General features: G+C 44.4%; 11 protein-coding genes. 5 read left to right on the top strand and 6 right to left on the bottom strand.

Translation table 11 applies throughout. The features are described 5' to 3' along the window. Positions 1 to 95: 95 nt before the first annotated feature. Complete coding sequence (locus ACRQQK_RS18200; protein WP_457513749.1) at positions 96 to 1,775, bottom strand: methyl-accepting chemotaxis protein; 1,680 nt, start codon at positions 1,773 to 1,775, stop codon at positions 96 to 98. Between the two features lie 206 nt (positions 1,776 to 1,981). Between ACRQQK_RS18200 and coaBC the strand changes: the two genes are divergently transcribed. From coaBC to lpxM, 4 genes are all read left to right on the top strand, one after another. After that, the gene (gene coaBC / locus ACRQQK_RS18195) at positions 1,982 to 3,214 is read left to right on the top strand and encodes a bifunctional phosphopantothenoylcysteine decarboxylase/phosphopantothenate--cysteine ligase CoaBC (protein ID WP_457513748.1); all 1,233 of its coding nucleotides are present in this window, start codon (positions 1,982 to 1,984) and stop codon (positions 3,212 to 3,214) included. A gap of 130 nt (positions 3,215 to 3,344) precedes the next feature. Beyond that, on the top strand, positions 3,345 to 3,935 hold the full coding sequence (slmA, locus tag ACRQQK_RS18190; protein WP_042488100.1) for a nucleoid occlusion factor SlmA: 591 nt from the start codon (positions 3,345 to 3,347) through the stop codon (positions 3,933 to 3,935). A 5-nt stretch (positions 3,936 to 3,940) separates the two neighbouring features. Then, entirely contained in the window at positions 3,941 to 4,888 is a 948-nt protein-coding gene (gene lpxL, locus ACRQQK_RS18185) for an LpxL/LpxP family Kdo(2)-lipid IV(A) lauroyl/palmitoleoyl acyltransferase (RefSeq protein ID WP_457513746.1), read from the top strand. 16 nt (positions 4,889 to 4,904) lie between these two features. Further along, positions 4,905 to 5,906 carry a lauroyl-Kdo(2)-lipid IV(A) myristoyltransferase gene (gene lpxM, locus ACRQQK_RS18180; protein ID WP_457513744.1) on the top strand — a complete coding sequence of 334 codons (1,002 nt, stop codon included), beginning with the start codon at positions 4,905 to 4,907 and terminating at the stop codon, positions 5,904 to 5,906. A 45-nt stretch (positions 5,907 to 5,951) separates the two neighbouring features. Here lpxM and pyrE read toward each other — a convergent pair whose 3' ends face one another. Together pyrE and rph are read right to left on the bottom strand one after the other, a co-directional pair. Beyond that, positions 5,952 to 6,599, bottom strand: a complete 648-nt coding sequence (gene pyrE / locus ACRQQK_RS18175) for an orotate phosphoribosyltransferase (RefSeq protein ID WP_102962978.1) — start codon at positions 6,597 to 6,599, stop codon at positions 5,952 to 5,954. A gap of 74 nt (positions 6,600 to 6,673) precedes the next feature. Further along, entirely contained in the window at positions 6,674 to 7,390 is a 717-nt protein-coding gene (rph, locus tag ACRQQK_RS18170) for a ribonuclease PH (protein ID WP_102954617.1), read from the bottom strand. Between the two features lie 223 nt (positions 7,391 to 7,613). On the opposite strand from rph, the gene ACRQQK_RS18165 reads away from it, so the two are divergent. Further along, positions 7,614 to 8,480: a YicC/YloC family endoribonuclease gene (locus ACRQQK_RS18165; RefSeq protein ID WP_457513743.1), complete on the top strand. Its 867-nt coding sequence runs from the start codon at positions 7,614 to 7,616 to the stop codon at positions 8,478 to 8,480. Between the two features lie 193 nt (positions 8,481 to 8,673). Here ACRQQK_RS18165 and ACRQQK_RS18160 read toward each other — a convergent pair whose 3' ends face one another. From ACRQQK_RS18160 to ACRQQK_RS18150, 3 genes are all read right to left on the bottom strand, one after another. Next, positions 8,674 to 10,959 carry a glycoside hydrolase family 9 protein gene (locus ACRQQK_RS18160; protein ID WP_457513741.1) on the bottom strand — a complete coding sequence of 762 codons (2,286 nt, stop codon included), beginning with the start codon at positions 10,957 to 10,959 and terminating at the stop codon, positions 8,674 to 8,676. Positions 10,960 to 11,123: 164 nt separating this feature from the next. Beyond that, positions 11,124 to 12,140 carry a LacI family DNA-binding transcriptional regulator gene (locus ACRQQK_RS18155; RefSeq protein ID WP_457513739.1) on the bottom strand — a complete coding sequence of 339 codons (1,017 nt, stop codon included), beginning with the start codon at positions 12,138 to 12,140 and terminating at the stop codon, positions 11,124 to 11,126. 104 nt (positions 12,141 to 12,244) lie between these two features. Then, on the bottom strand, positions 12,245 to 15,322 hold the full coding sequence (locus ACRQQK_RS18150; protein WP_457513738.1) for a GH116 family glycosyl hydrolase: 3,078 nt from the start codon (positions 15,320 to 15,322) through the stop codon (positions 12,245 to 12,247). Positions 15,323 to 15,381: the final 59 nt, after the last annotated feature.

The following is a 15,381-nucleotide window of genomic DNA, read 5'->3' as shown; positions in this document are numbered from 1 at the left end:
ATGTTTGGCATACAGAACTGAAAAATCCCCAAAACCGCAACTGACTTTGGGGATTTTTAGACTGAGTTCAATATTGCTTGAAGCGAGAGTGTTGGTTAAACCTTAAAGTGTCCAACCAAGCTTCCTACTTTGTCTCCAGAATGTGTTAAGCGGTGGCTGATCGATTCCGAGTATTTCAGGTTTTCACTCAGGTCATTCACAATGTGCTGAATGGTAACCAGATTCTGGTTAATTTCTTCAGACACAGCGCTTTGCTGCTCAGCAGCAGAAGCCGTTTGGGTACTCATGTCTTGAATCACAGAAACGGCATTAGAGATACCCGAGAGCGTTTCTTTTATTTGAACCGACTCTAACGCAGTCTTCTCTCCACGCTCTTGGCTAACATTCATGCTCGTGACTGCTTTATTAACACCTTGATGTAACGCTTCAATCATGTCGCCAATTTCTTTTGTACTGTTTTGTGTTCTGCTCGCAAGAGAACGCACTTCATCAGCAACCACCGCAAAGCCACGCCCTTGCTCACCCGCTCGCGCCGCTTCTATCGCAGCATTCAGCGCTAACAAGTTAGTTTGGTCGGCGATATCACCTATCACTTTAAGAACCTGAGTAATCTTACTGGTTTGTTGGCTTAACTCTTGGATAGCATCAGAAGTCAGGTCAACTTCATTGACCAAAGCGCCAATGCCTTCAATCGCGAGGTTCACTTCTTTTTGAGCTTCGATAATTTGCTGATTGGCAGATTCAATAGCTTGTGCCGTTGCGTTGGTGTTGTTCGCCACCTCACGAGAGGTCGCACTCATCTCAGTTACCGCAGTAACTACTTTATCGGTTTCTAAACAGTGCTCATTCATCTGCTGGCTGGATTTAGAAGTTTGCTTATCCAGTTCCATAGCTGCACTGCTTACATCATCGGCAGAACGTCGAATATCGGCGATCATCGGATGAAGCTTGTCCATGAAATCATTAAATGCTTTTGCAACTTCACCCACTTCGTCGTGACTTTCCACTTTCAAACGAGCTGTTAAATCACCGCCACCCGCAGCCACATCTTTTAGAGAGCCGACAATATGCTGCAACGGTGCTACACCACGAGCCACAAGCAAGCTCACAATCAAGCTGGTAATTAACAAGCCTAGGAAAGACAAACCGACAGCTGAATAGGTTTGATCATGCAAAACAGCCAAACGCTGCGTTTGATATTCGGCAAGCTGAGTATCGATATCATCGATGTAAATACCTGTACCTAATACCCAATCCCACTTCGGTAAATATTCTGCATAACCTAACTTTGGTGCTTGAGCCTTAATAGAAGGTTTTTGCCAAGAGAAGTATAAGAACCCATCACCCGTTTTAGCCGCATCAATTAAACCAGCAATAACAGGGACGCCATTCTCATCCTTTAATCCGTAAAGGTTTTTACCTTCCAGGGATGCGTTCATTGCGTGAAGGGTATTCACACCTTTTGAATCGTACGCAAAAAAGTAACCATCACTTTCAAAGCGCATCGATTTTAAGATTTCCTTTGCCAACGCTTTGTTTTCAGCGCTGCTGTCTTCTTCGTAAAGAGACTTAACCGCCGTCACACCCATCATCAGGTAGGCTTTTAGCTCTTGCTTACGGTTGTTAACTAACTGCTCACGATATTGAGTCAGCTCTTGTTGCAAACTGTTCATCCCTATCCAGTAATACACCATAGAGCTAACACTGGTTATCACAACTAACGGAACAACAGTTAGCAATAACAACTTGGTACGACTTCTCATCGAACGAAACATAAGTGCTCCAGCGTCTAATTTTTTATATTGGTTTTATTGATACATAAAACATTATCTTCCGGAGGCGTCTTTTCTTAAAGAAAATCTCACCGATGTGTAAGCAAAATCTCATATATTCCGCCTGTGTGGATTGTTAAGTTGACACAGCTCATACATATTCTGGGAGTTGTGCTAACATAACTCGCAGATTTTTTGAGGAATCCAGAATGCAAACTTTGGCAGGAAAAAAAATTCTGCTTGGCATCAGTGGGGGCATCGCCGCCTACAAATGCGCAGAATTAACGCGACGTTTGATTGAGCGTGGCGCACAAGTTCAAATAGTAATGACTGATGCTGCGCGTGAGTTCATTACACCACTTACCATGCAAGCCGTCTCCGGCAATCCCGTTTCTTACAGCTTGCTTGACCCGAGTGCAGAAGCATCAATGAGCCACATTGAGCTGGCCAAATGGGCAGACTTAGTGCTGCTTGCACCAGCAACCGCTGATCTTATTGCACGAATGGCAGCAGGTATGGGTAACGATTTGCTCACTACTTTAGTGCTAGCGACTGACGCACCAGTTGCAGTTTCTCCAGCAATGAATCAGCAGATGTACGGCAATCCGGCAACTCAGGAAAACCTAGTGACCCTTGCTCGTCGTGGCGCAATGATTTGGGGTCCGGCTTCTGGTCAACAAGCATGTGGTGATGTGGGTAAAGGCCGCATGTTAGAGCCGATGGATTTGGTTCATCACTGTGAAGCATTCTTTGGTCAAAAATCCCTATCTAGTGAAAAACCGTTAGATGGGAAACGCATACTGATCACCGCAGGTCCAACTCGTGAAGCACTTGACCCTGTTCGTTACGTGACCAATCACAGTTCTGGCAAAATGGGGTTTGCAATTGCTGACGCAGCAGCAAGAATGGGCGCGCACGTGACTTTAGTCTCTGGCCCTGTAAGTTTGGCTACGCCAGAACAAGTAAAACGTATTAATGTTGAGAGCGCGCTGGATATGCATGATGCTGTCATGCAAGCCGCGACAGAACATGATGTATTTATTGCTTGTGCGGCTGTGGCAGATTACCGCCCAGAACAAGTCGCTGAACAAAAAATTAAGAAAACAGGTGATAACGACACCCTTACCATCACTATGGTTAAAAACCCTGACATCGTCGCTTCCGTCGCAGCTTTAACAGAAAACCGTCCTTTCACCGTCGGATTTGCTGCTGAAACGCAAAACGTCGAACAATACGCACGCGGTAAGTTAACCAGTAAAAACCTCGATATGATCTGTGCTAATGATGTCTCTGTCGAAGGACAAGGTTTTAATAGTGATGACAACGCATTAACCGTATATTGGCCGCAAGGTGAGCAAGCACTGCCGTTGGCAAACAAAGCTGAACTGGCAAGAGCTTTAATGTTACTGATAAACAGCTTCATCAATAAAACGGACAATTAAACGCAAATCGTAGGTGGTAATGCCACCTACTTCCTCTTTAAATAGTCTCGAACTTACGAAGTAATGGCGTCTATTCCACGCAACCATTGCCTCGTGATTAGCAGTGATAACCAGAAGGAAGATACGGGTTATGGCCGGCAATAAAAAAACTAATCGCCGCGAAGAAATTCTCCAAGCTCTTGCTGAAATGCTAGAGTCAAACGAAGGTGCATCACGCATCACGACTGCAAAACTCGCCGCCCAAGTTGGCGTTTCTGAGGCTGCCTTGTATCGCCACTTCCCAAGCAAGGCGCGTATGTTCGAAGGCCTCATCGAGTTTATTGAAGAATCGTTAATGTCACGTATTAACCGCATTGTTGATGAAGAGAAAGACACTCTCAATCGCATTCGATTAGTGATGCAACTTATTTTAGCGTTCTCAGAACGTAACCCTGGCTTGACAAGAATTCTCTCAGGACATGCTCTAATGTTTGAGAATGAACGTCTGCGTGACAGAATTAACCAACTGTTTGAACGAATTGAAACTTCTTTGCGCCAAATACTACGAGAGCGTAAAATTCGTGAAGGAAAATCATTCCCAGTTGATGAAAAAACACTAGCCGCCCAGTTACTCGGCCAAGTTGAAGGAAGTTTGAACCGCTTTGTTCGTTCAGACTTTAAATACCAACCAACCGAAAACTTTGAAGAATACTGGGCATTACTCAGCGCACAAATTAAGTAAAGATAATGAGCAAAACAAGACCCGGCAAACCTGAGTTCTCCCTATCCCTGTTGCATCCCAAATATTGGGGGGTGTGGTTCGGTTTTGGTTTACTCGCCCTAATCGTCAACCTATTGCCCTACCGCATGTTGCTAAAGCTTGGCCATGCAATCGGGGCCTTTGGCATGCGCTTTGGTAAAAAACGGGTCTTTATTGCTAAAAGAAACTTAGAGCTCGCTTTTCCCGATATGTCAGAAGAACATATCGATAAAATGGTACTCGAAAACTTTAAAAACACGGGCATGGCTCTGATGGAAACCGGTATTACTTGGTTTTGGCCAACTTGGCGTTTTAAGCGTATTTTGGAAGAGAAAGACGTTGCGGTTGTACGCAAACATGCCGAAAACGGTAAAGGTGTTTTAATATGTGGCGTGCACGCTTTGAATTTAGAAATCACAGCTCGCGCCTTTGCGGTTATTGGCCTTAGTGGCTACGGTGTCTATCGTCCACACAGTAATCCTGCGTATGAATTTATTCAGTACCGTGGCCGAACACGCAATGGCAACCGACTCGTTTATCGTACCGATCTCAAGCTAATGATTCGTGTACTGCGCCACGGAGAGCGTTTGTTCTATTTGCCAGACCAAGACTATGGTCATAACAAATCAGTGTTCGTTCCATTCTTTGCCGTAGAAGAAGCATGTACGACAACGGGTACCAGCATTCTGGCTTACAGCAGCAAATGTGCGATTGTACCAGTGTCAGGTTTTAGAAACTCACAAGGTAAATACGAGCTTATTGCGGATCAATCCATTGAGGGCAATTACCCTCAACACGATGAAAAAGCTGCGGCAGCCTACATGAATAAATTTGTTGAAGAGATTATACTTCGCGCCCCAGAACAGTGGATGTGGCTTCATAAGCGGTTTAAATCACTGCCAGATGAAACACAAACCAATGCCCGATACCAGTAAATAAAAGGTTCTGCTTGTGAGCGACAACGATAACAGCATCAATAAATACTTACATAACCCGACTTTTCAGTGGTCTTTTCTTCACCCGAAACATTGGGGAACATGGATAGGTATCGCTTTCGCTGCACTATTCGCTTTTATGCCTGTTTCATTACGTGATGGATTAGCGCGTAAGCTTTCTCTATTGGCGATTAAGAAAAATGGTCGAGTGGTTCGTCGTGCTCGCGTTAACCTAGCTTACTGCTTCCCTGAGAAATCCGAGCAAGAACGTCAAGAAATCTTAGAAGAAACGTTTGTCAAAGCGGCCCAGTACATGTTGGGTTATTCTGAGTTTTTGGCTCGCTCAACCAAACATAACCAAAACCGCGGTGTGATGATTGGCGAAGAAAACCTATTGCCACTTCTTGATGCTGGTGAAAAGGTGATTATCCTTGCACCGCATGCTTGGGCCGTAGATTACCCAGCGGTAATGCTGGCTGCGAAAGGCTACAAAGTAACAACTATCATGAAGCCTCAGCGTAACCCAATCGGCGACTGGCTAATGCACGTTCAGCGTATGCAGTATGGTGGCCGTATCTTCGCTCGTGACGCAGGGGTTAAACCTTTTGTTCGCTCTATCAAAGATGGCTATTTAGGTTACTGGTTACCGGATGAAGATTTTGGCGCAACTAACTCCGTCTTCGTTCCATTCTTTGGTACAGAAAAAGCGACCTTAAAAGGATTTGGTAAAATGGCTCGCTTATCTAAAGCGAAAGTCGTTCCGGTCTTACCAGCGTACAATGACAAAACTCAAAAATACGAAGTGCATATTTTACCTGCGTTAGAAAACTTCCCAACCGGTGATGAAGAAGCAGATGCGCGCGCAATGAACCAAGCGATTGAAGACTTAGTTCGTCCTCATCCAGAGCAATATATGTGGCAGTTGTCACTTCTCAAAACTCGCCGTGATGGCATTGAGATTTATGACAACTCACATGATGGTGACCAAGAAAAACCGTTACCACCGACTCAAAACTAAAAAAGCCCCGTTAGGGGCTTTTTCATATCCATAACGCTTTATCAATTAAGCGTTAATACCATACTCAGCACGGTACGCTTTTACTGCATCAAGATGTTCGTTGTTCGTGCCTTTCTCTTCAAGGTAAGTCACAAGATCAGTCAGGCTGACGATTGAAACCACAGCACAGCCAAAATCGCGCTCAACTTCTTGAATAGCAGAAAGCTCACCTTTACCTTTCTCTTGTCGGTCAATCGCAACCAATACACCCGCTAAATCAGCACCGTTCGCTTTAATGATTTCCATTGATTCACGAATCGCAGTACCAGCGGTGATAACGTCGTCCACCAGCATAATACGACCTTCCAGTGCGCTACCGACTAAGTTACCGCCTTCACCGTGGTCTTTCGCTTCTTTACGGTTGAAACAGTAAGGCGTGTCCACATCATGGTGATCAGCCAGAGCTACAGCGGTTGTTGTTGCGATTGGAATGCCTTTATAAGCAGGGCCAAACAACACATCGTAATCAATACCTGAGTCCACAAGCGCAGCGGCGTAGAAACGACCTAGGCGAGCTAAATCACGACCAGTGTTAAACAGACCAGCATTAAAAAAATAAGGGCTCTTACGGCCTGATTTCAAAGTAAACTCACCAAATTTTAGCACCTGTTTCTCTAGTGCAAACTCTATAAATTCACGCTGGTATGCTTTCATTTTTCTCTTCTCTTCCGTAGTTACTAAAAAACGTTACTTAAAAAAATAGCCCCCAATTGGGAGCTATAAAAACATCATTCTGCCAGAGCCAATTTCTGAACCTGGACGATATCGGCAATGCCTTTCTTGGCAACAGCAAGTAAATCCAGCAGTTGCTCGTGGCTAAACGGTTCGCCTTCAGCAGTACCTTGAATCTCGATCATCTTGCCTTCTTCTGTCATGACAACGTTCATGTCTGTGTCGGCTGCTGAGTCCTCAACATACTCAAGGTCACAAAGCACCTCTTCGCCAAGAATGCCTACAGACACTGCGGCTACGTGGCCTTTCATTGGGTTCTTTTTCAAGCGGCCATCAGCAACCAGCTTTGCAAACGCATCCGCCAATGCAACGCTAGCGCCAGTAATAGAAGCGGTACGTGTACCACCATCAGCTTGAATAACATCACAGTCGACTGTGATCATCACTTCTGGCATAGCTTCTAAATCCACAACTGCACGTAAGCTACGCGCAATAAGACGTTGAATTTCCATGGTGCGGCCACCCTGTTTGCCACTTGCCGCTTCACGACGAGTACGCGAGTGTGTTGCACGAGGTAGCATGCCATATTCCGCCGTCACCCAGCCTTTACCTTGACCTTTCAACCAACGTGGCACACCTTCTTCAACGCTGGCATTACAAAGCACTTTGGTGTTGCCGAATTCAACTAACACAGAGCCTTCTGCATATGCCGTGTACTGACGAGTGATTTTAATTGGACGAACTTGATCTGCAGCACGATTGTCTGGACGCATAAGGTATTTACCTGTGTTGTGGAAACAAAGCTGTGTTAGTAAAACTAAGTCCGTAAAAACTCAGCCGGTAACCGAAATTTATTGGGCGAGGATTATATAGGAATTCCGATTCAGTTCCTAGGAGTGAATCTTCAACAACGAGATTAGCGCTCACCTATCCCATGTGTTTGTATGCTACTATTAGCGCTAATTAAATTGCAGAAGATTAATCAAGGATTCACTGATGATTTACAGTATGACGGCGTATGCACGCAAAGAAGTCAAAGGCGATTGGGGTAGCGCAGTATGGGAAATTCGTTCGGTAAACCAGCGTTACCTAGAAACTTACTTCCGCTTACCTGAACAATTTCGTAGCCTAGAGCCTGTGCTTCGTGAGCGCTTTCGTCAGCGTTTAGCGCGCGGTAAAGTCGAGTGTAACCTACGCTTTGAAGCAAACCCTGCTGCGCAAAGTGAACTTAAAATCAATGAAGCACTAGCAAACCAAGTGATTAAAGCTGCAGCTCAGGTTATGCACATGACTGGTGAACTGACTCGTATCAACCCATTCCAAGTGATGCAATGGCCGGGGGTGATGGAAACGCCTGAGCAAGATATGGATGCCATCAACCAAACACTTCTAGAAGCGTTCGATGAAGCAGTTAAAGAGTTTATTGATGCTCGCGGTCGTGAAGGCGAAAACATGAAAGAGTTGATTGAGCAGCGTTTGGTTGCGATCAGCGAAGAAGTAGTGAAAGTTCGCGCACGTATGCCTGAAATTCTGCAATGGCAACGTGAGCGTCTGTTCAACAAGTTTGAAGAAGCAAAAGTTGAGTTAGATCCAACGCGAGTAGAACAAGAGCTGATTCTTCTAGCACAAAAATCCGATGTTGCTGAAGAGCTGGACCGCCTAGATTCTCACGTCAAAGAAGCACGCAATGTAATGAAAAAAGGCGGCGCTTGTGGCCGTAAGCTGGACTTCATGATGCAAGAATTCAACCGTGAATCAAACACATTAGCATCCAAGTCAATCAGCACTGACATCACCGCTTCAGGTGTAGAACTTAAAGTGCTTATCGAACAAATGCGTGAACAGATCCAGAATATCGAATAACACTAGTTCCAAATTCCAGAATGCACAAAGCCCTTATTTATAAGGGCTTTTTATTAGTTCAAAACAAAGCATAATTCATTGTTTCAATCTGTTTTACGACTCTTTACTTGATTGAAAGTAAAAATATTGGCCACCTCAATTTGAACGTTGAAGGCAATTTTGAGATGACCAACAGACTCATAAGACAAACGAATTAATTTAGCTTTCCTTCATCCAAAGCAGAAGCAACCCAAACTAAAGGCGCATTCCAGTTAATCGTGATCTCATTAAACGACCACGCATTGATACTGTCTCTATAGCAGGTTTGACCCACACATAACCCTTTCAATGGCGCAGCAACAGGATCGCTGAAACTCACTGAGTTTGGTCCACCCACTAGCGCACCAGGCGCTGGAGCTGGTGAGTTTTCATCCGCAGCATGTGCCCAAAAACGGTGATGTGGGCTCTTAGCCGCATTGGTGCCGTAACCAGTGATGTAAGAGAGGTTCATTGGGTTAGCGCCAAGTAAGTAATCCATCGCATTTGCAGCCGCTTTCACATACTTAATATCGCCAGTGAAATCATTCGCATAAATTAAGAAGATAGCTCGGTTTACAAAGCTTGAGTTCGATCCCCATGGGTACTCTTCTACCGTGTAAGGAATGTGGTAACCCTCGTTTTCAATCTGCCCTACAAAGTTATCAGAGGTTGCGATTAGGTTGTTTCTTGCTACTTTAATCTGCTCTTCACCTAGTCCATTAGGAACAACCGCCAAACTTATCGTTGCTAAAGGCGCGGTGTACCCCCAGAACATTTCACCATCAGCTTCAATGTTGCCTTTTGGTGTCTCTAGATAATGAGGAGAAGCTTTCAGTGCTTTAAGGTACTTGCTGTTACCTGTGGTGATATAAAGTTCACTAGCAGCCCAGTAGAACTCGTCTGAAAGCTCTTTATCATCATAAGGACCTGATCCTGTGAAGTTATCATAGGCAAGAATATTAGGATTCTTGCTCGCCGCTTCCCAAGCCTCTTGCGCCGCATTCAAGCAGCTTTTCGAAAACTTAGGATCAATCTCTTTCCAAATTCGCGCACATTGAGCACCAATCGCTGACAAGTTCAACGTTGCAGCCGTCGTTGGGTGACCCACATATCGCTTCTGGGTGTCCATATGAGGTGGTAATGGCATACCAGTCCAAGCTTCATCAGCTACTTTATGGAAAGCCATACCTTTTGCGTCAATCTTAGTCAGTTTGAGTGTTTTGTCTTCAGACTGGTCACCGACAGGAACCGCAACAGGCTTGTCACTTTGGATCTGCATCGCCAACATAAACTCGATATTCCAACGAGCTTCAGACAATAAAGGATTCACGCCATTTCCAGCTTCAGGAATTTTCACCTTCCCTTCAGCAAAAGGAATAGGTGCGCTATCTAACCATTTACCTCTTTCAAACAGGTTCAATAGAGTCCAGGTTGAGATACCACTGTTCACTGTGTACTTACCATGGTCACCTGCGTCATACCAACCGCCAGTGACATCGACTGTAAAATCACAACCAGGCCATTTATTGCCCCAGCTGTCCGTCTTATCAAAACAGGTAACCACATCGCTCATATGACCGCCCGGGCGCGCTAAATCGTCACGCTGTACCAAGGCTTTATCGATATCAATACCACTGCGGTTTTGGTAGAAATATGACAACGCATCATACTTCAACTGGCTATAGGTATCTTTGTTGATGCTAAATGGGAAGCTCTCGTCTTCGTCGACTTTAACTTTCAAACCACTCAACTCTGATTTGTAGTTCGATAGGTCAATTTGGTGAATGAATTCACCGGAAGCTTTATTCAAACCAAAGACTTTGGTTCTGCCCATATCAATGTTGATATTGTTGCTGTTTGTTAACACCCACTTTAATGGCTCATTAGATTCATTGGTGACAAAGACAAACTTGTCGGCTTGAGGCAGGTAACCGACTTGGTTAGCGCGAACAGAACTGGTCTTTATCTCTTCAATATATCGTTCGCCAAGAATCGATACGTTGCTGACGCATATGGTGCCAACTTTCTGTGCCCCCATTTGGAACTGGAATTCTGTCTTCGCATCACTTTCAACATCATGATTGAAGTTAAACTTATAGCTCTTCTTCTGAGTCGAGACCTTTGTTTCATCAATAAAGTAATGCGTGTAAGGAGGCCCTTCATGCTGGATCAGCGCTTTCATTTGAGTGTCGACAGTCGCGTACGCATCAAATGAAACCTGATAGTCTGCGTTATTGGCTAAACCAATACCGCCTTGGCCTAAAATCACATTCCACGAGTTTTCACCCGGATTCCTAATTTCGACGCACGCTTCGCCATTATTGATTTTTACGTCTGCACCAGCATTCCACCAGCCATCCATACTACCGTCAAATTTACCGTTAATTATCTGTTCGTTTGCTAAAACCGAACCGGATGAAAGCATTAGTATGGTTGCCAATGAGAGTTTGAATTTGTGCATATTTACTCCTAGACATATGAATTACAACACGGTGAATGTAAGCGATTTCATATCTAAAAATTTGATGTCGGTGCACAAAAAAAACGCTCTAAAAATGTCTATTTTTCCCTTCGTGATACTACTAACACTTGCCTCAGAGTTTATGAATCTGTTTCAAGAAAAGCTCATCGATAAATCGACTTGGTAGACTGACGAACGATAAGATCAATCGGAGGTAACCTGACCTCGTGTCGCTCTCCGGAAAGCAAATTCAGCATAGATCTCGCACATAAGGCACCAATTTCTTCTATTGGCTGGCGCAAGGTGGTCAATGCCGGTGTGAAATATTGTGAAACGGGTAAATCATCAAAGCCAACCACCGAGACATCTTCTGGTACTTTATAACCATGGTCAGTCAGCGCTTTGATCGCGCCATAAGCCGTTTGGTCATTGGCTGCAAACAGTGCTGAGAAGTGAACTTTTGATTCGATTAATTCCACCGTCATTTGATAGCCGGTTTCAGATCTAAAATCGCCCTGCTTAATCAGCTTAGGGTTAGGCTTGATATTGGCTTCAAGCAAAGCTTTTTTATAGCCTTTAAGACGTGCTCTTGAGTCTGGTTGACTCTCTAGCCCTTTAATATGAGCGATGTTCATATGACCGAGTTGCAACAAGTGCAAAGTTGCAATATAGCCACCCATCACGTTGTCCAAATTGAGTGAACGGATATTTTCTCCCTCGATGTTATAGCCCACAGCTACCACAGGGACTGATTCCGCCGTTTTCAAAATCATTTGTTCGCTTAGGCTACCATTAACGATGATCATACCGTCAACAGCACATTTCATTAAATATTCAAGCGCATGCATCTCCAGCTTATTCTGCCAATGTCCGGTCGCCAGTACTAAAGAATAGCCCTGTGCCAACAGAACTCGTTCCATATCATTGAGGATACTACTGGTGTATGGACTGTCAGGGTGCTGAACTAGGACACCAATCGTCATAGAGCGACGACTTTTATCCTGCTGCATCTGGAAGTTTGGCTTGTAACCAAGGGTGGTAATAGCTTGTTCGATCTTATGACTCTTCTCTTCCGCAACATAGGTAGTCCGGTTCAAAAAGCGTGAAACGGTGCTGGGTGATACGCCAGCCAATTTTGCTACATCATAAACAGTTGGAGCTTTTTTCTTCTTGTTGGTCATAAGACTTACCCCCTCGTTCTATTTTTATACGCATATGAAGTATAAAGTGGGATTGGCTTTTACACTCAATCCCACACATTCAACCGTTGAACCACCCAATGACTCTATTTATAGAGATAGGCGTAGATCATTCCAGGACGGAAATAGCGTCCGGCTGTGTATTTCAAACCGGTACTCAACAACCAAGTGTGGAGTTCACGATAGTCGACGTTTGAAGGTAAGTTGGACAAACTCAACGCAAACGCCTCAATGTCCTGCGTCAGCTCTGGATTCACCCGACCATCATCAAACAAGTGACCAACCTTCTGTAAGTGCAGTAACAACTCACTCGCCACCTCTGACGTTAAGTCAAAGCGTTGTGCAATGTCGTTGTCGCTTACAGTAACAGAGCAGTTAAACCCTTCCGGAGCAGCGAAAGGAATTTTTGCCATGCTGTAAAGTGCCTGATAAACCGCATCCATCAAACGTTCTGCTTGGGCTTGCTTACCCGCAAGACGCAGTGCAGTGGCAACACTAAACTGAACACCAATCCAAACATCTTGCGCCTGAAACGCATCGTGAGGTCTACCATCTGCCAGCGTCATATTCGCAACACCCAATTTAGGACTGTTGGTAATAAAGTTGGTTTGATAGATAAAATCCAGAGTGCGTTCAATGCGTGAAGAATCAAACAAGCCCGGTAAATCGACCAGTTTCAGATAGCTGTCCGCCAATAGTGCGTCACCAAAACTGTTGTCGGAATCCGCTTCCAACTTGGCAAACTCAGCACTGAATGCTTGCGGCGCTAGCTCGATCAGTCGTTGTTTCTTTGCCAAACGTTGGTCGCGCTTGCTGATACTACTGTCTACTTCGTAAGCATCTAAATAAGCGTTGACCAAGCTAGCATCATGTACGGTATTACCCGTCAGCGTTAAGCCAAATTTTTCAAGTGATTCGAACCCGTTTCCAGTTAAATGCTTAGCCTGTACTGGTGTGATGAAGAAGTGGTAGTAGCCTTTTTGCTCGTCCCAAAGTCCGCGCTCTAATGTTTCAAGAGCATCCTTAGAACGTTGCGTATAACCCTGAGCCAACTCTTTCTCACCGACTAACAAAGCCAGTTCACTCGCGGCACGTAACCCTGCTATCCATAAGCTACCACAGTAAATTGAAACACCATGCGAAGCAAGATTATCAAAGGTATCATCAGTACCGCGGGTCAACGGCAGAGTGTCTCCATCTTCAATAAGATTGGTCAGATAATCGATACTCTCTTTCACGGATGACCAGCAACTTTCCACCACTTCGCGGTCGCCCGTTTTTTGCCAATGGCGATACACCATCAGAATGAATTTAGGCGCTAAGTCTTTCCACTCTTTGACGTTATGCCAGCTGTAAGCATCTGGCTCAATATCAAAAGGACTGCCCAGATCGTGAATGACTGCCCCACGTTCTGCTCTGCTGCCCTGATATTTCTCGTCGACCAGTTCTGCATAAGGCTTATCTTCATATTCCCAGTAGCGTCTCAGCTTTTCGTCGCTGTTCAAGATGGCTTTTGCGAAATGTTTCATTACGCAGCCATCAAGCTCTGGAAGTAGATAGAGCAGAGAAAATGAACCGTAGAAATACACATCTAGTGAGTTAAAAAATGGGTAATCAACACACTCTTTTACCAGAAGTACATTTTCCTTATCCCATACCGTAGATTCCGCTAAGAAGGACAAGCTGTTCATCGCCATGGTAGCGAAACGAAGCGCACTGTCATTATCAACAAAGGTTTGGCTGGCATTATCAAGGAACTCGCGCTGTTGACTGATAATGTTTTGCTCGATCTCGCTCAGTCTCGGTAAAGTCTGGTTGAGAATAGATTGCGCTCGCGATTGAGCTTCAAAATAACGGGCATAAGCTTTTTCACTTTCCCAACCATCCAATAGGATTTTGCTGTGATCCATCACTTGAGCAAATCGAAGTGCAATCGTCTCACCAGGTTTAAGAGTCACTTGCACACAGACCAAAGCACTTAATGGCTCTCGGCCACTATAGATACCACGATCAAAATGCGCATTGGTGCGGCCTGTTTTTAATGCTCGCTCAACTTGTTGATCCGCTTTGCTGCAGTAGACCTGAGGTTTGACGGACACCGTTACTTGCTCAGCCGTTACCCCTTCAAATTGGGTATGCACGCCATACAAAACCTCACCAGAGATATCGCCATCATAAGGTGAGTTCGATGTCATACTCACGCCATGGAACTCAAATCCAGCACCAGAGATAGTTACTGGCTGATGTTGTTGGCTAATGGCATTTTGAACTAAGTGACAACAAGAATCTTGAACACCTTCACGTGCTTTTTTATACGTTGAGCCGATCAAATTGCGCAATGGTTGAACCAAGGTGACAAGCTGAGTTTTGTCACTACGGTTACTCATCTCGAAGTGGTTCCAGTGCATCGGCAAGCTACAAAGCATTTGGTCGTTTTTCACAATAGGTGAAATGACCTGACGCGTTAGCGCAACAGACTCAAGCCCTTGATATTCAAACTCTGCGATCGGATAAAGAGCGCGGTACTCTATGTTGCTTGGGTCAATAGATTCAACGCTTGAACCATTATTAGCCGTCAGCGACAGAGCTCGTGCCGAGTTGTTTACCAATAAACCATTGAAGAAATCGATCACAACAAGCAACTGAGTTTCAAGGCTAGATGGATCGTTGGTGATCGCTTGTTGGGTTTTATCTGAAAATTCAATCTGCCAACGTTCAAAGTTGGATTTATTATTTAGATAGAACAAGCCTGAACGCAAACAATCCTTTATTCCAGAAAGAATAGAACCTTTATTATTCGCATGAGAAATATCAAAAGAAAAATTCGCAGGATAATATTTTAAGAACAGCAAAAACTCACCGACATTTGGTATATCCAAATTATCCAGAGAGTGTTCATCCATCACAGAAAAATAAAAATCATTAAAGTGAATGCTTTCATGCTCACAATCAACAAATATGCCTGGAATAAAGCTAAAGTTTGGGGTGTTACCTTGCGGGGTTAAGGTAAATGTCGACCCTACACCACCCACAGCCATCCCTGTATTAGCAGGAGTTGTTGAGATCGGGGTATACCAAGGTTGCAAAAACTCAACGGCATTCCCTTTACTACATAATGCACCCGCTTGACCTGAATACGATGTATATGGAATTTTATTTATCATAATTTCAAATCCAATATTGAATATTTAAACTCATCCTTTAATATCTAAAAAAAGGAGAA

Source organism: Vibrio sp. C8, assembly GCF_054051265.1.
The sequence above is the reverse complement of the archived record's forward strand: the minus strand, read 5'-3'. Positions and strand labels throughout refer to the sequence as shown.

Coding starts and splice junctions, on each gene's coding strand:
- slmA (WP_042488100.1), top strand. CDS start 3,345: ATGGCCGGCAATAAAAAAACTAATCGCCGCGAAGAAATTCTCCAAGCT.
- coaBC (WP_457513748.1), top strand. CDS start 1,982: ATGCAAACTTTGGCAGGAAAAAAAATTCTGCTTGGCATCAGTGGGGGC.
- ACRQQK_RS18200 (WP_457513749.1), bottom strand. CDS start 1,775: ATGTTTCGTTCGATGAGAAGTCGTACCAAGTTGTTATTGCTAACTGTT.
- ACRQQK_RS18160 (WP_457513741.1), bottom strand. CDS start 10,959: ATGCACAAATTCAAACTCTCATTGGCAACCATACTAATGCTTTCATCC.
- pyrE (WP_102962978.1), bottom strand. CDS start 6,599: ATGAAAGCATACCAGCGTGAATTTATAGAGTTTGCACTAGAGAAACAG.
- ACRQQK_RS18150 (WP_457513738.1), bottom strand. CDS start 15,322: ATGATAAATAAAATTCCATATACATCGTATTCAGGTCAAGCGGGTGCA.
- ACRQQK_RS18155 (WP_457513739.1), bottom strand. CDS start 12,140: ATGACCAACAAGAAGAAAAAAGCTCCAACTGTTTATGATGTAGCAAAA.
- lpxL (WP_457513746.1), top strand. CDS start 3,941: ATGAGCAAAACAAGACCCGGCAAACCTGAGTTCTCCCTATCCCTGTTG.
- rph (WP_102954617.1), bottom strand. CDS start 7,390: ATGCGTCCAGACAATCGTGCTGCAGATCAAGTTCGTCCAATTAAAATC.
- ACRQQK_RS18165 (WP_457513743.1), top strand. CDS start 7,614: ATGATTTACAGTATGACGGCGTATGCACGCAAAGAAGTCAAAGGCGAT.